The 18,815-nt window shown below is 69.7% G+C and carries 16 protein-coding genes; 4 read left to right on the plus strand and 12 right to left on the minus strand.

Going from position 1 to position 18,815, the window contains the following annotated elements; genetic code table 11:
• Window positions 1-18: 18 nt before the first annotated feature.
• Together FDZ84_RS31225 and FDZ84_RS31230 are read right to left on the minus strand one after the other, a co-directional pair.
• The gene (locus FDZ84_RS31225; RefSeq protein ID WP_210435236.1) at window positions 19-3,153 is read right to left on the minus strand and encodes a UvrD-helicase domain-containing protein; all 3,135 of its coding nucleotides are present in this window, start codon (window positions 3,151-3,153) and stop codon (window positions 19-21) included.
• A gap of 199 nt (window positions 3,154-3,352) precedes the next feature.
• Window positions 3,353-4,177, minus strand: a complete 825-nt coding sequence (locus FDZ84_RS31230; RefSeq protein WP_168588789.1) for a pentapeptide repeat-containing protein — start codon at window positions 4,175-4,177, stop codon at window positions 3,353-3,355.
• A 251-nt stretch (window positions 4,178-4,428) separates the two neighbouring features.
• Here FDZ84_RS31230 and FDZ84_RS31235 point away from each other — a divergent pair, with 251 nt between their 5' ends.
• Window positions 4,429-5,568, plus strand: coding sequence for a hypothetical protein (locus tag FDZ84_RS31235; protein WP_210435237.1), 1,140 nt, complete (start codon window positions 4,429-4,431; stop codon window positions 5,566-5,568).
• A gap of 91 nt (window positions 5,569-5,659) precedes the next feature.
• Here the strand turns inward: FDZ84_RS31235 and FDZ84_RS31240 are convergent, their stop codons facing one another.
• A complete protein-coding gene (locus FDZ84_RS31240; protein ID WP_168588790.1) occupies window positions 5,660-5,836 on the minus strand; it encodes a hypothetical protein in 177 nt (58 codons plus the stop codon).
• Window positions 5,833-7,698, minus strand: a complete 1,866-nt coding sequence (locus tag FDZ84_RS31245; protein ID WP_210435238.1) for a LuxR C-terminal-related transcriptional regulator — start codon at window positions 7,696-7,698, stop codon at window positions 5,833-5,835. Before FDZ84_RS31245 ends, FDZ84_RS31240 begins: the two co-directional genes overlap by 4 nt.
• A 20-nt stretch (window positions 7,699-7,718) precedes the next feature.
• Between FDZ84_RS31245 and FDZ84_RS31250 the strand changes: the two genes are divergently transcribed.
• Window positions 7,719-9,065, plus strand: a complete 1,347-nt coding sequence (locus FDZ84_RS31250; protein ID WP_210435239.1) for a sugar porter family MFS transporter — start codon at window positions 7,719-7,721, stop codon at window positions 9,063-9,065.
• A gap of 188 nt (window positions 9,066-9,253) precedes the next feature.
• Here FDZ84_RS31250 and FDZ84_RS31255 read toward each other — a convergent pair whose 3' ends face one another.
• The 6 genes from FDZ84_RS31255 to FDZ84_RS31285 all read right to left on the minus strand — a co-directional run bounded on the left by FDZ84_RS31255 (window position 9,254) and on the right by FDZ84_RS31285 (window position 14,647).
• Window positions 9,254-9,802 (minus strand): GNAT family N-acetyltransferase, encoded by a 549-nt coding sequence (locus FDZ84_RS31255; RefSeq protein WP_168588792.1) that lies wholly within the window; start codon window positions 9,800-9,802, stop codon window positions 9,254-9,256.
• Between the two features lie 112 nt (window positions 9,803-9,914).
• Window positions 9,915-10,901 (minus strand): malate dehydrogenase, encoded by a 987-nt coding sequence (locus tag FDZ84_RS31260; RefSeq protein WP_168588793.1) that lies wholly within the window; start codon window positions 10,899-10,901, stop codon window positions 9,915-9,917.
• 928 nt (window positions 10,902-11,829) lie between these two features.
• Window positions 11,830-12,663: an SDR family NAD(P)-dependent oxidoreductase gene (locus FDZ84_RS31270; protein WP_168588794.1), complete on the minus strand. Its 834-nt coding sequence runs from the start codon at window positions 12,661-12,663 to the stop codon at window positions 11,830-11,832.
• On the minus strand, window positions 12,660-13,556 hold the full coding sequence (locus FDZ84_RS31275) for an alpha/beta fold hydrolase (RefSeq protein WP_168588795.1): 897 nt from the start codon (window positions 13,554-13,556) through the stop codon (window positions 12,660-12,662). Before FDZ84_RS31275 ends, FDZ84_RS31270 begins: the two co-directional genes overlap by 4 nt.
• Window positions 13,549-14,214: a CatB-related O-acetyltransferase gene (locus tag FDZ84_RS31280; protein ID WP_168588796.1), complete on the minus strand. Its 666-nt coding sequence runs from the start codon at window positions 14,212-14,214 to the stop codon at window positions 13,549-13,551. The genes FDZ84_RS31275 and FDZ84_RS31280 overlap by 8 nt, the downstream gene beginning before the upstream one ends.
• A 16-nt stretch (window positions 14,215-14,230) precedes the next feature.
• On the minus strand, window positions 14,231-14,647 hold the full coding sequence (locus tag FDZ84_RS31285; RefSeq protein WP_210435240.1) for a hypothetical protein: 417 nt from the start codon (window positions 14,645-14,647) through the stop codon (window positions 14,231-14,233).
• A 224-nt stretch (window positions 14,648-14,871) separates the two neighbouring features.
• On the opposite strand from FDZ84_RS31285, the gene FDZ84_RS31290 reads away from it, so the two are divergent.
• The gene (locus FDZ84_RS31290) at window positions 14,872-15,615 is read left to right on the plus strand and encodes an N-acetyltransferase (protein ID WP_168588797.1); all 744 of its coding nucleotides are present in this window, start codon (window positions 14,872-14,874) and stop codon (window positions 15,613-15,615) included.
• A 223-nt stretch (window positions 15,616-15,838) separates the two neighbouring features.
• Window positions 15,839-16,891: a tryptophan--tRNA ligase gene (gene trpS / locus FDZ84_RS31295; RefSeq protein ID WP_168588798.1), complete on the plus strand. Its 1,053-nt coding sequence runs from the start codon at window positions 15,839-15,841 to the stop codon at window positions 16,889-16,891.
• Here the strand turns inward: trpS and FDZ84_RS31300 are convergent.
• Both FDZ84_RS31300 and FDZ84_RS31305 read right to left on the minus strand, forming a co-directional pair.
• The gene (locus FDZ84_RS31300) at window positions 16,868-17,557 is read right to left on the minus strand and encodes an ABC transporter ATP-binding protein (RefSeq protein ID WP_168588799.1); all 690 of its coding nucleotides are present in this window, start codon (window positions 17,555-17,557) and stop codon (window positions 16,868-16,870) included. The genes trpS and FDZ84_RS31300 overlap by 24 nt on opposite strands.
• Window positions 17,554-18,624, minus strand: coding sequence for an ABC transporter permease (locus FDZ84_RS31305; RefSeq protein WP_168588800.1), 1,071 nt, complete (start codon window positions 18,622-18,624; stop codon window positions 17,554-17,556). The genes FDZ84_RS31300 and FDZ84_RS31305 overlap by 4 nt, the downstream gene beginning before the upstream one ends.
• Window positions 18,625-18,815: the final 191 nt, after the last annotated feature.

Below are 18,815 nucleotides of genomic sequence, written 5' to 3' on the forward strand. Positions count from 1 at the left end.
CCACGTCGCCTGGTCGGCCTACAGGAGGGTTAGTTGGGCTAGGCGGGGGCGGCGGGTGGGGGTTTCAGTCTTGGTGATCGCGTCGTCGAGGGGCGTCAGGAACGGCGAGCGTGTTCGGTCCTGGGCACTGCCCCGGATCGTTCGGCGTGCCGCGCGGGTGAGGTAGAGGTGGTCCTGGGCCCGGGTCATGCCCACGAAGAACAGGCGGCGTTCCTCGGCCACCTCGTCCTCGGTGGGCTCGGTTCCCGGCCAGCGCAGCGGCAGCAGACCGTCCTCGCAGCCGACCAGGAACACCACCGGGAACTCCAGGCCCTTGGCGGCGTGCAAGGTCAGCAGGGAAATCGCCTCGGCGCGCGGGTCGAGCGTGTCGACCTCGGCACCGAGCAGCACCTCCCGGCAGAACCGCTGTACGTCCTCTCCGCAGCGCTGCGCCAGCGGCCCGAGCAGTTCCACCGCCGTGTGGACGTCGGGCCGGGCGTCTTCGGGCACGGTGTCGGCGACCGTTTTCGCGGCCATGCGCAGCTGTTCGGTCACCGGGCCGGTGCGGTCGGCGACGTGCAGCAGCTCGCGCACCAGGAGGTCGACGCCGGGGCGGGCGGAAAGCCGGTCGTGCGAGCGTTTCTGCACCGGAAGGCCGCAGCGCGTCAGCTCGTCGAGGATCGCGTGCGACTGCGAGTCCGCGCGGTACAGCACCGCGATGTCGTTGAACCCGATGCCACCGGGACCGTCGCCGAGGACTCGGCCGCTGTCGAGAGAGTGGAACGACGCGCCGCCGAGCAACTGGTCGATCGTGCGCGCCACGAACGCCGCCTCCGCGCGTTCGTCATCGGCTTGGTGGGCCGTGATGCGGTGCGCCTGCCGGCCCGAGGCCGGCTGCAGCCGCCTATCGGCGACCAATGTGGACGGTGCGATGGCGCGGATCGCACCGTCGAGGATGTGGGCGCCGCTGCGGTAGTTACGGGTCAGGGCCAGCACCGGCGCACTCGGGTAGTCACGCTCGAAGCGCAGGAAGAAACCGACGTCGGCGCCGCGGAAGGAGTAGATCGCCTGGTCGGGGTCGCCGATGGCGGTCAGGTTGGCCCCGGCCGGCGCGATCAGCCGCAGCAGACGGTACTGGAGCTCGTCGACGTCCTGGTATTCGTCGACGGTGATCCACCGGTACCGCCGCCGGTATTGCCCGGCGATGCCGGGGTGATCGGTGAGCAGCTGCACCGCCAGCACGACAAGGTCGTCGAAGTCGACCAGGTTCTGCTCGCGCAGTACTGCCAGGTAGGCCGCGAGCACCGCTTCGGTGTCCGGGTCCGCCTCGCCACCGCGGCGCACCGGCGAAAGCTGTGCCTTCGCCTTGCGCGCGTTGCGTTCATCGCCGGTGATGGCGGTGAGGATCTCCTGCTGGCGGGCGGCGTCGGCCAACCCGAAATCGGCGCCGAGCCCGAGCTCCTCGTGGTGTTCGCGCAGGACCTGCAGGCCGAAGGAGTGGAAGGTCGCCACGGTCATCCGCTGCGCCTGCGCGCCGATGAGCGCGTGCAGGCGCTCGGTCATCTCCCCGGCGGCGCGGCGGGTGAAGGTGATCGCCAGGCACTGCTCGGCCGGGACACCGCGTTCCAGTACCAGGTGCGCCAGCCGGTGGGTGACGGTGCGGGTCTTGCCGGTGCCCGGACCGGCCACGATCAGCAACGGACCTTCCGGGACTTCGGCCGCGGCCCGCTGGTCTGGATCCAGCCCGGCCAGCACGCCGGCCCCGGTGGCGGGGGCGACGACGGGCCGCGGTCCGGGCTCGGGCAGCGGCCGGGCAACCGGTGAAGCGGCAGGTTCGGGTTGCGGTTGCTGGATGAACAGCGCGTCATCGAACAGCGCGGGCGCGTCGCCGGTGCGCAACCGGGTGAGTTCGGCGGGTTCGAAGACCCGGATGGTGCCGTATTCGCCGTCGTAGCCGGGATCGCGCAGCACCTGTCCGCGCCGCAGCCGCTCGATCGCCTCGGCCATCGCGGCATTGCTGCGGTGCAGTTCGTCCACCGGCACGTCCTGGAGGATCGCCAGTTCCGGGCCGTGGGCGGCGGTGAGGTCGCTGACCTCGCCGAACACCTTCTTGCTCTTGGGGCCCACCCCGAGGATCTCGCCCACGATCTCCGGCAGCGGGATCAGGTTGCGGAAACCGGCCGCGCCGGGCGGTCGGATGCCCTCGGGCCGGTCGGCGAGCGCGTCGATGCGGTGCAGGACGCCGACGGTCAGCGGCTTGCCGCAGCCCGGACATAGTCCACTGTGGGCGCGGGTGTCGCCGGGTTCGAAGCGCACCTGGCACTTGCGGTGCCCGTCGAGGTGGTACTTGCCTTCCTCGGGGAAGAACTCCACGGTGCCGGCGAAACCGTCGCCGGTCTCCAGCGCCCGCTTGACCGCGAAGTAGTCCAGGTCCGTGTCGAAGACGCTGGCTTCGCGGCCCAGCATCGGCGGTGAATGCGCGTCGGAATGGCTGACCAGCGTGTATTTGTCGAGAGCGGAAACTCGCCAGTTCATCTCCGGATCGCTGGAAAGCCCGGTCTCCAGCGCAAAGATGTGCCCGGCCAGGTCCCGGTAGCAGTCCTCGATCGCGTCGAACCCGGCCTTGGATCCCAGCACCGCGAACCACGGCGTCCAGATGTGCGCGGGCACCAGGTAGGCGCCGTCGCCGGATTCCAGGGTGATCTCCAGCAGGTCCCGGGAGTCCAGGCCGAGGATCGGGCGGCCATCCGAGCCGAGGTTGCCGATGCGGCCCAACCGCTGGTTGAACTTCTCGGCGGCGGCGAAGTCCGGCAGGTAGCACAGGTGGTGCACCTTGCGGGTGCGCTCGCCGTGCTTGTAGATGGTGGAGACCTCCACGGACAGCATGAAACGCACCTGCCCGCCGCAATTGGCGGGCATGCCGCGGGTGAATTCCGCGTCCAGGTCTCCGCGCAGCCGGAACAGGCCGGGCTCGGCTGGTTCCAGGACCTCGCGCAGGTGCGCGAACCAGGCGGGGTGGGTGACATCCCCCGTCCCGACCAGCGTGATGCCCTTGCGGCGGGCCCACCAGGTCAGGTGCTCGATGTCGCAGTCCTTGCTGCACGCGCGGGAGTACTTCGAGTGGATGTGCAGATCGGCGTAGAAGCGCACCCGGCGATCTTGCCAAAAGATCATCAGTGCCCCGCCCGCGGGCAGGGCACTGGCCGAGATCGGGCGGATTTCGCTGGTCCGCACTGGTCCGCGCTGATCCGAGCACGCCAGCCGGGTTCCGGCCGCCGCTGCGGGCCCGGAAGCAGTTCGGAGGCACCGACTACCTCACCGTCGGCTGCTGAAACCGCCCCCGGACCCGAAGCCGAACGCCACGCCCTGCGGGCTACCAGTGCGCGGGACGGGCCAGCGCGACGGGCAGCTTGGTGGTGGAGTCGCCCTTGGCAGCGTTGAGCTGGGCCTGGGTGAGGAAGATCGCGCCGGTGAGGTCGGCGCCGCGCAGATCCGTATTCCGGAAGTCCGCGCCGATCACGTCCGCCGAACGCAGGTCCGCGCCGCGCAGGTCGGCCGCGATGAGATAGGCGCCGCGGAGGTTCGCGCCCCGCAGGTCGGCGCCGCGCAGCGTGGCTCCGATGAGATCGGCTCCCCGGTGGTTCTTCTTGCGGCCCGCGACCTTGGACCGCACCAGTTCACTGGTGCGCAGCAGCAGGGTGTTGATGTCCTGGCGCAGCGCCGCGACATCGATCTCAGTGATCTCGTCGGCGCTGCCGCGAGTCAGTCGTTCGGTGTCTTCCAGCGCCGTGCGGAGGTCCTCGTGCACGGGCTTGGCGGCCTGCAGCGCCAAGGCTTCGGTGAGGTACCAGAGCAGTTCGTGGAGCTGGCGCATCACGGGGAACACGGCGAACATCTGCCGCGCGGTGCGCGGGGCCTGCCGCCAGTCCTTACCGCCGAAGGTGAGCTGGGAGACCTTCTGCCCGGCACCGAAGCAGTCGAAGACGGTGCAACCGGGGAAGCCGCGCTCGCGCAACTGGGAATGGATGCCGCACCGGAAGTCCGCCAGCAGGTTCGTGCATGGTTGCCCGGCGTCCTTGTCGACCGCGAAATCGGCAGAAGCGGCGAACGGCAGTGCGACGCAGCACAGCCCGAAACAGTTCGCGCAGTCGGCGTGCAGACTGCCGTCGGTGGGGAGGGCCTGGTGCTGGTGGGACAACGTGCTGATCTCCTGGCGCGAGGTGTTGTGCCCGCATTCTCCCCGACCGGTCGGGCCCGGTCGCGGCCGGTGCAGTTCGTGGCGCTGGGCAGGGCGGGGCGAACTGGAGGCCTCCGGGACCCGCTCGGCGATAAGCGGCGGCTGGGCGAAGTTCTCTTCACCGGTGTGATCGCCGGGGCTGGCAGTGCCCGAACGCCGCGAGTGATGGCGTTCACCGGAATGCCCGCCGCCAGTTGGTAGCGTCCCGGGCCATGGGTGATCAGCCGGTGCGCGATGCGGTGTCCGACGAGCAGGCGGAGGGGGTGTGCCGGTTTCCCGGCTGCACGCGGGAAGTCGTGCGCACCGGCGGTCCGGGACGTCCCTCGGAGTACTGCGACCTCCCCGAACACACCCGGTGGCGGGCCTGGAAGGAGCGGCAGCGCCTGCAGACCGCGCAGGAACAGGCCCAGGCGTCGCCGGTCGCTGTCGTGGAGTACGACGGGGCGCGGCTGCGGGCCGAGGAGTTGTTGCGCCAGTACCGGCTCCTTTCGGAGCAACTGACCCGCAACCTGCGCGCCGGCATCGCCGAACTCGCTACGATCGCTGATCCCAGTGCCGCCGAGGCGCAGATCCAGGCCGCCCAAGCCGAAGCCGCACACCGCATCGCGCAAGCCGAGCAAGCGCTGGCCACCGCCCAGCGGCAGCGCCGCGACGCCGAGCAGGCCCGCAGTGCCGCCGAGGCCGCGGCCGAGGATGCCACCGCGGCCGCGGAAGCCGCCGGGCAGGACGCCGAAGGCGCCCGCAAGGAACGGGATGACGCCGTGGAACAGGCTCGCCGGGCCGAACAGCAGGCGCGGCTGGACATCGAAGCCGCGCGCAACGAAGCCGAGGTCGCCATCGCGGCAGCCCGTCGCGAAGCCGACCGGCAGATCACCGACGCGCGCAAGACCATCGAGCAGGCCAAGCGGGACGCGGCGGCGGAAATCCAAGCGGCGCAAGAAGAAGCGCGGCGGCAGATGGACGCGGCGGCGCAGCAGCAGGCGGCGGCGGTGGAGCGCGCGGCGAGAGCCGAGCAGGCGGCGGAGACGTCGCAGGGGCGCCTGGATGAGCTCACCCGCGCAGCCGAGGAAGCGCGTGCGGAGGCGCGGCGCCAGCGCGATGAGCTCGTGGCGTTGCGCGAGCAGCAGGCTGCGGAGCTGCAGCGGCTGCGGACGGAATCCGCGGAGCGGATGCAGGCCGAGCGCGACGCCGCCGCGCAGCGGATGGCGGCGATGCAGGACGCGCAGGCGCAATCCGTGGCACGCGCGGAGCGCGCCGAAGGGCAGCTGGACGCGGCGATGGAGGAGCTGCGGACCCTGCGGGCGGCCGCGCAGCCGCCGGCGGACCCGCCGGTGGACCCGGGACGTGCGTAGCGATCCTCCGGTAAGGGCTGGAGGGCTGGTCACTGCGCACGCCCAGGTAGATCGCTACGGGTTGGCCGGCAGTGCGGGTTACGCCGGGAGGTCACGCCCGGTACACCTGCCGCAACCACGTGCGGGCGTCGGCGGCATCGGCGAAGGACAGCGGCCTGGCGATCCGGCGGCCGCTGTCGGCGAGATCGGGGAACCCGCGTCGACCACCGGCGGCCAGGCCAGTCGAGACACCGCCATCGCCCCCTATTACCGCAGGCCAGGACCTCATGGACTATCTTCTTGCCGGCTGTGCCATGCCACGATTTGGGTGCGTGAGGTGAGCCCCATCTTGGTAAGGATATTTTCGACATGGCTTTCGGCAGTACGTTGGGAGATGACCAGACTCGCCGCGATCTGCTTGTTCGACATCCCGGCGGCGATCAGTGCCACGACCTCCAGTTCCCGTTTGGTCAGCAGGGGCGCGGGCGCCGCCGCGGCGGTAGAGGCTTGCTGCGGAAGCTTGTCACCCAGCGCATAGGCGATGACCTCTTCCTGTGTCATCCGCTCGCCTTGCTGGTAGGCGGCCTCAAACGCCTTCTTGCCGAGGGCCTTGCGGCTCAGTTGTGTGCTTTGCCGGACCCAGTCGAGCAGCTTCTCGATTCCGTACAGCATGCGATCGGCTAGTTCCCACATCGTGTCCGACGCGCCGAAGAGCACTGCCGCCCGGTGTGCGTCACCACCGGCCGCTGCGACGCACGCCAGTAACGAAAGGCAGCATGCGATGCCCAACCACTCGTTGAGTTCGCCCTTCTTCCGCAGGGACTCGCGCAGATACTCGGACGCCTTCTCCAGATCGCCCGCTGCCCACCGCGCGATGGCGGCGCTCCACTCCGTCCACGACAGCGCCCAGCGCTCGCCCAGTGGCGCACACAGGGTTCGACACTCGCGTAGGAGCTCCGTGGCCAAGTCCGTCCTGCCGAGCAGGTGGGCGGTGTGAATCCGCAGCGGAAAGATCTGCAGCGCGATGGCGTTCCATTGGCCCGACGCACGATGGCGTTCCAGTGCCTCCTCCAGCAATGGCAGCGCGCGTTCCGCGTTGTTGTGCCAGTTCTCGGTATCGCCGAGGAACTGGATCGCGTAGGTCAGCCCCACGTCGTCATTGCACAGAAGAGCCAGCTCGCGGCTTTCGTCGAGCAACGCGACACTGGAGGCATAGTCCCCTTGCAGGTGCGCGAGCCATCCGTTGATCCACAGTGCCCGGATTCGTTCGTGCGTGGGTTCGGTGTTCAGGCTGAGCATGCGGTCCAGCCAGTGCCGCCCGCTCCGGAGGAGGCCGCCCGCGGTCCACATGAAACACAGCGCGGAAGCCATGTGCAGGCCGGTTCTCGCTTCACCCGGAGTCGTGGCGCACAAATCCAGCGCGACCCAGATGTTGAAACGTTCGGTACGCAACCGCCGGATCCAGTGTGCCTGGTTCGAGCCGGAGCATTCGCTGTCGCACTGTTCGGCCAGCCGCAGATAGTAATCCCGGTGCCGGCAGCGCAGGTTGTCCTCATCGCCGGATTCGGCAAGCCGCTCGTGCCCGTACTGCCGGATAGTCTCCAGCATCCGGTAATGGTAGTCTTGATCATCTACGATCCGGGATACGATCGATTTCGCGATCAGACCCATGAGAGCGGTGAAAACCTCCTCGGGCGGGAACATCTCGTCGGCGCAGATGTACTCCACGGCGTCCAGGTCGAATTCGCCTACGAACACCGAGCAGCGGGCCCAGAGCAAGCTCTCCTGTTCGGTGCACAACTCGAAGCTCCAGTCGACGGCGGCACGCAGCGTGTGGTGCCTCATCTGCCCGGCCCGGTCGCCGGCGGTGAGAAGCGAGAAGCGTTTCGTCAATCGCTCCAGGATCTGCTCCACCGTGAGCATGCGCATGCAGGCGGCTGCGAGTTCGATGGCCAGCGGGATGCCGTCGAGCTGCTGGCACAGCCGGGCCACATACGCTTCGTTTTCCGGTCCGAGCCTGAAACCTGGCGACACGGCCGCACCGCGTTGTTCGAACAGCGTCAGTGCCTCGTATTGCTTGGCAGGCGTCTTCGCCGCTGATCCAGGCGGCAGGTCCGACCATTCCGGGGGCGGTACGGACAGGGCTGGCACTGGCCAGACCGCTCGTCAAGGTGACCGCGATCGTCACGCTCGGCGGATTCCTCTTCGGCTACGACACCGGCGTCATCTCGGGTGCCCTCCTGTACATGCAGGAGGCTCTCCACCTCAACGCGTTCACGACGGCGGCCGTCGTCAGTGCGCTGTTGTTCGGTGCGATGTTCGGTGCACTCCTCGGTGGCCGGGTCGCGGACCTGGTAGGCCGCCGCCGCGGGTTGCTCAGCTGCGCTGTCCTGTTCGCCGTCGGTTCCGTGAGCAGCGGGTTGGCGCCGAACGCGGGTTTCGTGATCGTGGCCAGGTTCGTTCTCGGCCTGGCGGTCGGAACCGCCTCGGCCACGGTGCCGATCTACCTGTCCGAGATGGCACCGGCCGATCGTCGGGGCCGGATGGTCACCATCAACGAGCTCATGATCGCGACAGGCATCCTGACCGCTTACGTCTTCAACGCCGGTCTGGGTAACTGGTACGCGGGTGAAGCCGCGTGGCGCTGGATGCTCGCGGTCAGCGCCCTGCCAGCCGTCGGCTTGTTCCTCGGCATGCTCCTGCTGCCCGACACGCCACGTTGGTACGCGATGAAGGGGCGGTACGAGGACAGCAAGCGGGTTCTCCTGCTGACCCGGGACCCGGCAACTGCTGAGGAGGAGTTCGAGATCGTCGCCGGACATGCCCGGCGAAGCGCCGCGGAGTATCGCGCGTCTTCGCTGCGCATGCTGCGGGAACAACCGTGGATGCGGCGAATGCTGTGGGTCGGGGTGGGCCTTGCCGCCGCCGGGCAGACAACCGGAATCAACACGGTCGAGTACTACGGGCCGACGATTCTCGAATCCACCGGGCTGACAGCGGGTGCCGCACTGGTCTCCATTATCGCCGTGGGTGTCACCTCGGTGTCATCGACCGCTTTCGGAATCTGGCTGCTGGGATTCATGAGCAGGCGCCGGCTACTCATTACGGGTTTCGCCGGCGTCACGGCTACCCTTGTCATTCTCGCCGTATCCTTCCTGCTGCCGCACTCGGCGGCAAGCAGTTATCTGGTCCTGCTCGCGATGGTCCTCTTCGTCGCGATCGCTACGTGCTTCCTGGGCATCGGGATATGGCTGCTGCTGTCGGAAATTTTCCCGTTGGCGATACGTGGGCTGGCAATGGGGGTCGCCGTTTTCGCGCTCTGGGCCGCCAATACGCTCGTCTCCTTCGTTTTCCCCCTTGCCGTGGGCTCGGCCGGGCCGACATGGACGTTCGCGGCGTTCGCGCTCATCAACGCCGCCGCGACCGTTTTCACGATACTGTTCGTACCCGAGACCCGCGGCCGTACGCTGGAACAATTGGAAGATGAATTCCGCGAGCGCCATTCCGGGGCCCGTTGACCGCGGAAGGCGTTGAGGTGCGATGGGCCCGAAGCCGAAGCAGTCGCGCACTCCTCGCCAGGCCGCTGTGGCCGGGGCGACTGGAATCGGTTCGGCCCGAATGGCGTGGCCGCGTCGGGTATTGAGGAAGGCGCGGACCGCGCCGTCGTGGCCTCGGATGCGGCCTGCGCTGGTCGTGAGCTCGGGCGTCACCGGGCCGGGCGGGTCAGCCGCCAGACGACGTCGATGCCGTCCTCCCCGGAGGTTCTCGGGTCGCGGGTGGGGCTGCGGCGGTCGACGCAGGTGAAACCGAGGCGCTGCGGCACGCCCTGGCTGGCGGTGTTGGCCGCGTCATGCCAGATCTCCACGTGGTCCACGCCCGGCAGCGCGAACGCCTCATCGACCAGCGCGGCGGCGCTGGTGGTCGCCAGTCCGCGGCCGGTGTGGCCGGGGTGCAGCCAGTATCCGATCTCCAGGCCGCCGGGGTCGATGCGGCGTTCCATGGCGATGCAGTCGGCGATCGCACCGTCGACGGTGATGGCGTAGGTGTAGGCGTCGCCGCTGCGCCAGTTGCGGTCGCAGAGGTCGAGGAATTCGGTGGCGGCCTCGAGCGGGTAGTCGCCGGCGGCCCACGGCATCCACGGCCGCAGGTGCGGCAGTGCCTCGGTGACCACTTGGTGCATCTCGGTGAGGTCGTCGCCGCGCCAGCGTCGCAGCACCGCCGATTCGAGGATGATCACTTCCGCGGGGTGCGCCATGCGCCGATGATGCTGCCCGGCGGTCGATCCGGGCAACCGGATTACCGGTGGCGAACGCGGGTGGGGCCGCCCCGACAGCCGGGACGGCCCCACCCGCAGTTGTCGCCGAGGCTCAGATCAGGCCGAGCTTGCGGACGGCGTCGCGCTCCTCGACGAGTTCGCTGACCGAGGCGTCGATGCGCTCGCGGGAGAACTCGTCGATCTCCAGGCCCTGCACGATCTCGAACTTGCCGTCGCGGGCGGTGACCGGGAACGACGAGATCAGGCCCTCGGGCACCCCGTAGGAGCCGTCGGAGACCACGGCCGCCGAGGTCCAGTCGCCCTCGGGCGTGCCGTTGACCCAGGTGTGCACGTGGTCGATGGCGGCGTTGGCAGCCGAAGCCGCCGACGACGCGCCGCGGGCCTCGATGATGGCCGCGCCGCGCTTGGCGACTGTGGGGATGAACTCGTCGGCCAGCCAGGCCTGCTCGACCTGCTCTGCGGCGATCTTGCCGCCGACCTCGGTGTGGAACAGGTCCGGGTACTGGGTGGCGGAGTGGTTGCCCCAGATAGTCAGCTTCTTGATGTCGGTGACCGACACGTCCAGCTTCTGCGCCAGCTGGCTCAGCGCCCGGTTGTGGTCCAGGCGGGTCATCGCGGTGAACCGCTCCGCGGGCACGTCCGGGGCGTGGGCCTGCGCGATGAGTGCGTTGGTGTTGGCCGGGTTGCCGACCACCAGGACGCGCACGTCGTCGGCGGCACCGGCGTTGATCGCCTCGCCCTGCGGTTTGAAGATGCCGCCGTTGGCTTCCAGCAGGTCGCCGCGCTCCATGCCCTTGGTGCGTGGGCGGGCGCCTACCAGCAGCGCGACGTTGGTGCCGTCGAAAGCGGTGCGGGCATCGTCGGTGATGTCGATGCTCTGCAGCAGCGGGAAGGCGCAGTCGTTGAGCTCCATCGCGGTGCCCTCGGCCGCCTTGACCGCCTGCGGGATCTCCAGCAAGCGGAGCTTGATCGGGGTGTCGGGCCCGATGAGCTGTCCGGATGCGATCCGGAACAGCAACGCGTAGCCGATCTGACCGGCCGCACCGGTAACGGTCACGGTGACGGGAGCTTGGGTCATGAGGTTTCGTTCTCCTGCTCGCCGGGTGATTGCCTAGCCGGATGCTATCCCCAGCGCGACGGTGCCGTTGCAGGCCCGCCACGGATCACAGTGGACGGCGTGCCGGACCGATTCAGCCGCGCCCCGCCCGGGAGAGGCAGGACACACCTGCCGGCCGCCGACGTGATCAGCGGCACTTTCACCCCATCGGCGTTGCGGTCGGCGGCACGGAAAATTCTTCGGTGCTGTCGATGCGGGCGGGGGCCGTTCGTGTAGTGGGTGAGAAGCCGGGCGGAGCGGTTTCGCGAGTGTGAGGAGAACGCGATAAAGCAGTACCTGCCGAAGTCGGCCATCCGGCAGACCCGGGTCGGGTAGCCGTCGGCAGGTGAGCACTTGTTGGTCCTGGAGTCTGAGTCCTGATGAAAGAGCGTGCCCCTGCCGGTGGGCCGGGAGAGTTGATAGCTGATGGGATGCCGGCATCTGGAGGAGAACTGTCAGCGGCCGGTCTTCGGCTCGGGCGGGACGACCTGGCCGGGTTGGACGGGTAGTTCGAGCGAGGCCAGTGCTGCCGGATTGGCCGTTTGTGCCGCCGCCGCGAGTGCTTAGTGTGCGGTCACGACGGGTTCTGTTTGCGGCAGAAGGCGGAGTGGTGGTCGAGTTTCCGGCAGTGGTGGGGATCGCGGTGGGGGCGCTGGGCCTGGTGCTCACGCCCGGGCCGAACATGTTCTACCTGGTGTCTCGGTCGCTGACGCAGGGGCGGCGGGCCGGGCTGGTGTCGCTGCTGGGGGTGGCGTGGCGGGCGGTGCGACCGGGCGGCGCGGTGTTCGGCGCGGTGAGAGCTGCCGGTGGTTCAGTCTGGTCCGCGCCCGTGCGTGCTTTTGGGCGCTGGAGCACCGCAAAACACGCACGGCCGTGGACCGGGCCGACCACAGTGGATGGTTCCGGGGCGCTAGATCATGCGTTTGCCGCCGCCTGCGTAGATGGTCTGGCCGGTGATCCAGCGGGCTTGGTGGGAGGCGAGGAAGACCGCGAGGTCGGCGATGTCGTCGGGGCGGCCGACGCGGCCCAGCGGGCTGAACTCGGCGAAGCGGGTGTTCATGTCGTCGCTGATCCAGCCGGTCTGTACCGGGCCGGGCGAGATGGTGTTGACGGTGATGCCCGCAGGGCCGAGTTCGACGGCCGCGGAGCGGCTCAGCGATTCCAGGGCGTTCTTGGTCGCCCAGTATGAAATCTGGTCGGGTGCGCCGGGGGCGGCATCGGTGGAGATGTTGACGATGCGGCCCCAGCGCGCCTTGCGGCGCAGGTGGCGGCGGTGGAATTCGGCGATCAGCAGTGCCGGGGCGCGGGTGTTGACCGCGTGGTGGGCGTCCAGGCTGGCCGCGGCGACGGTGGTGGCACCGCGTGCGGGGTCGGGCCGGAAGGTGTCGGGCACGCAGTGCGCGGCGTTGTTGACGAGGATTTCCACGGGCCCGAGGTGGGTTTCGGCGTGGTCGAAGATCGCCGGTGCGGCGGCTGGGTCGGCGAGGTCGACGGCCAGGGATTCCGCGTCGGCGCCGTCGGCGCGCAAGGCGTCGCGCACGTGGTCGGTGCCGGTGGCCTTGGCCGCGCTGTAGGTGCGGTCGGCGCAGGTGGTGGTGCCGGCCGGGGGTGTTTCGGGAAGTGAGGCGAGCACGACCTTGACGCCCTGGCGGGCCAGGGCGCGGGCGATGCCGGCGCCGATGCCCAGCGGGCTGTTGGCGCCGGTGATCACGGCGACGCGGTCGCGCAGGCGGGGTTCGATCACGCGGTGGTCCTCTCGAATCGTCCGATGTGGTCGGTGATGGCGGTGATGAGCGTCTGGTGCAGGGCGCCGGGCAGGGCGTGGCCGAGCCCGGGGATGGTCTCGCAGTGGGCGCCAGGGATGAGGTCGGCGAGGTGCCGTCCGTGCGGGGCTGGGTTGATGGGGTCTTGCGGGCCCTGGATGACCAGGGTCGGGGTGGTGACGTGGCGCAGTTCGGCGCCGCGTTCGGTGGGCACGGGGGTGGCGAAGGCGTGTGCGCTGGGTGGCTGGTAGCTGCCGGCGTCGTCCATCGCGGCGTTCTCCCAGCGACGGAATTCCGCTTCGTTGAAGGGGATTTCGTCGCCGGCCAGCAGCCGCCATTCGGCCAACCGCCGCTGCAGAGCGGTGTCACGGTCGGGTGCGGGGTCGCTGCGGTGGGCCAGGGCGGTGACGATCTGCGGGGTGGGCGCGGGCAGCTCGGTGGGTTCGCCTTCGACAGCGCGGCGCAGGGCTTCGGCGAAGTCGACGTCGAGGGCGGCGGTGGCCAGCAGGGTCACGGTGCGCAGCCGGTCGCGGTGGTCCAGGGCGAGCAGTTGACCGAGGGTGCCGCCCATGGACAGGCCCACGACGTGGGCGCCCGCGATGCCGTGCCCGTCGAGGACTGCCACGGCGTCGCGGGCGAGGTCGTCCAGCGTGTAGCCGGTGATGTCCAGGTGGGTGGAGCGGCCGGTGTCGCGGTGGTCGTAGCGCAGGATGTGCAGGTGGCTGGCTGCGAGGGCGTCGACGAACTCGTCGGGCCAGCCCAGTGCGTTGGCGGTGCCGCCCATGATCAGCAGTACCGGCGGGTCTGCGGGGTCGCCGCGGGATTCGGTCCACAGCCCCAGCCCGTCGGGAGTGGTGACGTGAAGTTCAGGCATCGAGCAGTCCTTCCCTGCGGGCCAGTGCGGCCAGGTCTTTGGGCTGGCCGGCCATGATGGTTCGGACGTGCGCGGTGATGGTCTCAATGGGCCAGTTCCACCAGGCGATGCGTTGCAGCAGTTCGACGTCGGCGTCGTAGAAGCGGCGATGGATCTCCCGGGCGGGGTTGCCGCCGGCGACGCCGTAGGCAGGGATGTCGCCGGTGACGACGGCGCCGGTGGCGATGATCGCGCCGTCGCCGATGTGCACGCCGGGCATGATAGTGGCGCCGCGGCCGATCCAGACGTCGTTGCCGATCACGGTGTCGCCCTTGGTGGGCAGGCCGGCGGCGATGTCGAGGGTGGCCTCGGTCCAGGCTCCGCCGAACATGGTGAACGGGTAGGTGGAGCAGCCGATCATGGGGTGGTTGGCGGCGGGCATGATGAACCGCGCCCCGGTGGCCAGCGCGCAGAACCGGCCGATGCGCAGCTTCGCGGGCCCGTAGTTGTAGAGCACGTTGCGGGTTTCGAATTCGGCGGCGCCGCCGGGGTCGTCGTAGTAGGTGTACTCGCCGATCTCGATCAAAGGGGAGGTGACCACTGTGGACAGGAAGGCCACGTTGGTCAGCTCTGGCCGGGTGCTGGGGTGCACGCGGGTGGGGTCTGGTGTGTCGGGCATGGCGGTGGCTCCCCCTTCAGGCGCTGCGGCAGCCGTCGTGCAGGTTCAGGGTGGGCCCGTTCCAGCGCTGCCGCAGCCAGCGGTCATGGCTGGCGACGACGATGGCGCCGCAAGCGGTGTGCAGGGCGTCTTCGAGTGCGCTGACAAGGGTCAGCGACAGGTGGCTGGTGGGTTCGACCAGCAACAACACCTGTGGTGGGTCGGCGAGCAGCAGGGCCGGGAGCTTCTGCGGGGTCTGCGAAGGTGACGTCCTGTTCGAGCAGGCCAACGCGGAGGCCCCGGCGGCGCTGCACGCTGCCGGTGTCGGGTTCCAGCCGGCCGGCGGCCAGGCGCAGCAGGGTGGATTCGCCCGGCCGCCGGAGTAGTCGTAGGCCATCTTGGCGTTGTCACGGCGCATGCCGTGGTGGCTGACCTGGCGGGCGGTGACGTCCACTGCGTGGCGCAGGGCGGCCAGTTCGTTGGAAGGGGCCGCGGAAGCCTCGGACGCGGGCCTGGCTCGAAGTCAGTTCTTCATAGTGCCGATGATGTTCGCGGTACGCCCGCAGTGGCTGTCAACGCATTTGTTCCACCTGGAACGGGCCTCGGCTCTTGGCCGAAATGACAGTGGGCGTGCTAAATCGTTTGCCTGGATCGGTGCTCGGGTGTAGGCCTTGTCGAATGCTGCAAGAGGTCCCCGCCGGTGAGACTTCGGTGCTGTCGAACGAGACCACGACGGTGTCCTACGCGCCGGTGACCGGTGCGTCACACACCATCCAGGTGCTGGCCATCGACGGGCCGGACGCGCTGGAGCTGCTGCGCGCGGAGTTGGCGGGATGGAGCGTGCTGACCGCTCCCGCCGATGGCGAGGCCCTGCGGCGGTCAGGTGCGCGGCTGAAGCGGCATGCGCACGCGATGCGGCGCGATCTGCGGTCCGATCCACCGCCACGGGAGTGGGCGCGGTTGGTCCCGGCGCAGCCGCTGCGGGTGGTGGCCTGTGATCGCCCGGCGTCGGAACTGCTCGGCGCGTGGCGGGAGGCGTTCCCGCCGGACCATCCGGAGCGGGTTTCCGGCAGCGATCAGCAGGTGCTGACGGAGTTGCTGCAGCCGCTGCTGACCGGCCGGGTGCTGGGGCCGCTGCTGGCGTGCAGCGCTCTGGTCGTCGATGCCGAGGACCGGGTCGTGGCGGGTCTAATGGTCAACGACCGCGACGGCGTTGCGTGGGTCGGTGATGTGTTCCGCCGCCCGGCCACCGAGTTCGCCGGGCTGGGCGGACTGCTGCTGCGGCGCGCCATGGCGTGGTTGAGCGAGCGGGGCTGGAACGAGGTGGGGCTGGCCGTCACGGTCGGCAATCCCGCGCAACAGCTGTACGAGCGGCTGGGGTTCACCATCACCGGGACCAAGATGACGCTTGAGCTGCCCTGACCACACCGTCACGCCGCCGCAGCCGCGCACCACACCGCGCTGCGGGTCGGGTTAGGATGGCGGCGTGATTCGCAGTTCGTGCCTCGCGTGGTGGCGCTCCGGCTAGGAGCGGCCACTCAACTTGCGCACACCTCGGGCCGTTCGGATGGACGGCCCTTCTTCGTGTTCTCCGCACGTCCGGGACGTCGGCCGGACACCCGCCACCGGATGAGGAGAACCATTCATGACCACCGTGATCGAGACGTCCACCGCCGCGCGCCGCAGCGTCGAGCTGGAGGAGCTGATCTCGTTGCGCCCGAACGATTTCCGGGTGCTTACCGGGGATCGTCCGACCGGGCTGCTGCACCTGGGCCACTACTTCGGCACCCTGCACAACCGGGTCCGGTTGCAGCGCCTGGGCGTGGAGCTGCTGGTGATCGTCGCCGACTACCAGGTGCTCACCGACCGCGATGTCGCAGAACGCCTCGACGAGCACGTGCAGAACCTGGTGCTGGACTACCTGGCGGCCGGGATCGACCCGCAGCGCGCCACGATCTTCACCCACAGCGCCGTCGCGGCGCTCAACCAGCTGCTGCTGCCGTTCCTGAGCCTGGTGTCGGTGGCGGAGCTGAGCCGCAACCCCACGGTCAAAGACGAGATCAACTATTCGCGGCAGTCGGCGGTCAGCGGCCTGATGTTCACCTACCCGGCGCACCAGGCCGCCGACATCCTGTTCTGCAAGGCCAATCTGGTGCCGGTGGGTCAGGACCAGCTGCCGCACCTGGAACTGACCCGCACGATCGCGCGCCGATTCAACGACCGCTACGGGCGGCTGCTGCCCGAGCCGGATGCGCTGCTGTCGCCGGCCCCGCTGCTGCTGGGCACCGACGGCACCAAGATGAGCAAGAGCCGCGGCAACGCGATCACGCTGGCGGCCACGGCCGACGAGACCGCGCGGCTGATCCGGGGCGCGAAGACCGATGCGCAGCGCCACATCACCTACGACCCGCGGTCCCGCCCGGAGGTTTCCAGCCTCGTGCTGCTGGCGGCGTTGTGCACCGACCGGAATCCGCACGAGGTCGCCGAGGACATCGGCTCAGGGGGCGCGGCGGCGTTGAAGCGCACCGTCACCGACGCGGTCAACGAGCACCTGGCACCGATGCGGGAACGCCGCGCCGCCTTCGCACAGGATCGCGGCTATCTGCACCGGATCCTGCGCGAAGGCAACGAGCGGGCCAACGCCATCGCCGAGACGACCCTGGCCGAGGTGCGCTCAGCGATGGGCACCCACTACTGAGGGGGTCAGGCGCCCATCGCGCATCACGGCCACCTCGTCGACGTGGTCGAGGTACTCGGTGTCGTGGGTGACCATGACGGTGGCGACCTGGTGCTCACGGGTGACCTCGGCCAGCAGCTCGACGATCTGGCTCCCACGGTCGTGGTCGAGCGCGGCGGTGGGCTCGTCGACCAGCAGCACCGCGGGCTCGCCGGTGAGCGCGCGGGCGATGTTGACCCGCTGGCGCTCACCACCGGAAAGCTGATGCGGGCGGCGGTGCTGCTTGCCGTCGAGGCCGACGGTGGCCAGCAGTTCGGCGGCAGCGCGGCGCTGCCGCCGAACGGATCGGCCACGCATGTGCTGGGTGGCCTGGAGCTGTTCGGCGGCCGTCAGCGAGCCGAGCAGGTTGGGCTGCTGGAAGACGATGCCGATCTTCTCCAGCCGCAACCGGGCGCGCTGCGCCGCGGACAGCCCGCCGGTGTCGACGCCGTCGACAACCACGCTGCCGGAGTCGGGGCGCAGCAGGGTCGCGGCGACGGCGAGCAGGCTCGACTTGCCGGACCCGGAAGGACCGACGACGGCCAGCAGCTCGCCGGCTCCGACGTGCAGGGACACCTCGTCGAGCGCGGTGAGGGTGCGATCGCCATCGGGGTAGGTCAGGTGGACGTCGCTCAGGGTGAGGCTCATCGGACGGCTCCCAGCGCGGTCAGCGGGTCGACGGAGGTGATGCGCCGGATCGCCAGGGCGGCGCCGATCATGCCCAGGACGATCATGGCGGCGATGGGCGCCACGGTGGTGGCGGCGGTGAGCTGGAACGGCACGGCCTGCATCGCCAGCGCACCCAGCCCCGCCCCGGCGGCCCCACCGACCCCGGCGCCGAGCACCAGCACGATCGCCGACTGGGCCAGCGCGTCGCGCAGCAGGTATCCGGTGGCGCCGCCGAGAGCCTTGAGGATGGCGATGTCGCCACTGCGCTGGATGGTCCACACAGTCATGAACGCGCCGATGACCAGCGCGGAGATCGCGTACAGGAAGCCTTGCATCATCAGCAGCGACCCGTTCTCCGAGGAGTAGGAGCCGATGGCAGTCAGGCTGGCGCCGGCGGTGGCCGTGGTGGTGCCGGCAGCGGCGTCGGGCTGCGCGGGGTCGGCGGTCATGCCCGCGGCGATGACGGTGGCCAGGGGCGCATCGGCGCGTGGCGGACGCAACGCCGACCAGGTCTCCAGCGCCGTCCACGCCACGGGCGTGTGGCTGTAGTAGGCGTTGCCGGCGATGCCGCTGACGGTCAGCCGCTGGGTGCCCGCCAGCACGCTCTGGCCGATGGTCAGGCCGTTGTCCTCGGCGAGGTCACGGCTGACGACCAGGGAGCCCGGGGTGACCGGGGCCGGTGCCAGGCCGTCGGTGGGGCGCACGCCGAAGATGGTGGCCGCCGTGCCGCCGGCGGCGGTTTCCAGGCGGGTCTGGATGATGCCCAGCGGCGCGGCCCACTGCACCCCGGGCGTGCCGCGGTAGGCGTCGAGCTGGGCTTGGGTGATCGAGGAGTCGGCGAAAGACTGCTCGGGGGCTTCGGCGCTGGTGCTGCCGAAGGCGATGTGGGTGGCGGGCAGCTGCGTGATCGCCGAGGTGGACTGGTGGGCCAGGCCCGCGGTCAGTCCCGACAGCAACACGATCAGCAACGTGATCAGCCCGACCACCGAGCCCATGAGTGCGAACCGCCCCTTGGCGAAGCGGATGTCGCGAATGGCGAGGAACACGGGTGGTCTGCTTTCCGGTCGTGGTCGAATTCCGGCATCCAGCCTCGCCGCGATCGGCGCCGTTGCCATCGCAGCACCGATTGATCCCGCCGCCGCCGCGGGGTGCATCCCGAACTCAACCGAACGATCGATGCCGCGCCCTGCCCGCAGTGTCTAGAAAGGTCCTGGTGAGCACCGTCCCCCAGTCATGG

Origin of the sequence: Saccharopolyspora sp. ASAGF58 (assembly GCF_012277335.1) — a bacterium.
GTDB lineage: Bacteria > Actinomycetota > Actinomycetes > Mycobacteriales > Pseudonocardiaceae > Saccharopolyspora > Saccharopolyspora hattusasensis.

Excerpts from the sequence above, each read along its gene's own strand:
- trpS (WP_168588798.1), top strand. The coding sequence starts at position 15,839 with ATGACCACCGTGATCGAGACGTCCACCGCCGCGCGCCGCAGCGTCGAG.
- FDZ84_RS31275 (WP_168588795.1), bottom strand. The coding sequence starts at position 13,556 with ATGCCTGAACTTCACGTCACCACTCCCGACGGGCTGGGGCTGTGGACC.
- FDZ84_RS31255 (WP_168588792.1), bottom strand. The coding sequence starts at position 9,802 with ATGGCGCACCCCGCGGAAGTGATCATCCTCGAATCGGCGGTGCTGCGA.
- FDZ84_RS31240 (WP_168588790.1), bottom strand. The coding sequence starts at position 5,836 with ATGAGGTCCTGGCCTGCGGTAATAGGGGGCGATGGCGGTGTCTCGACT.
- FDZ84_RS31235 (WP_210435237.1), top strand. The coding sequence starts at position 4,429 with ATGGGTGATCAGCCGGTGCGCGATGCGGTGTCCGACGAGCAGGCGGAG.
- FDZ84_RS31225 (WP_210435236.1), bottom strand. The coding sequence starts at position 3,153 with ATGATCTTTTGGCAAGATCGCCGGGTGCGCTTCTACGCCGATCTGCAC.
- FDZ84_RS31290 (WP_168588797.1), top strand. The coding sequence starts at position 14,872 with ATGCTGCAAGAGGTCCCCGCCGGTGAGACTTCGGTGCTGTCGAACGAG.
- FDZ84_RS31260 (WP_168588793.1), bottom strand. The coding sequence starts at position 10,901 with ATGACCCAAGCTCCCGTCACCGTGACCGTTACCGGTGCGGCCGGTCAG.
- FDZ84_RS31300 (WP_168588799.1), bottom strand. The coding sequence starts at position 17,557 with ATGAGCCTCACCCTGAGCGACGTCCACCTGACCTACCCCGATGGCGAT.
- FDZ84_RS31280 (WP_168588796.1), bottom strand. The coding sequence starts at position 14,214 with ATGCCCGACACACCAGACCCCACCCGCGTGCACCCCAGCACCCGGCCA.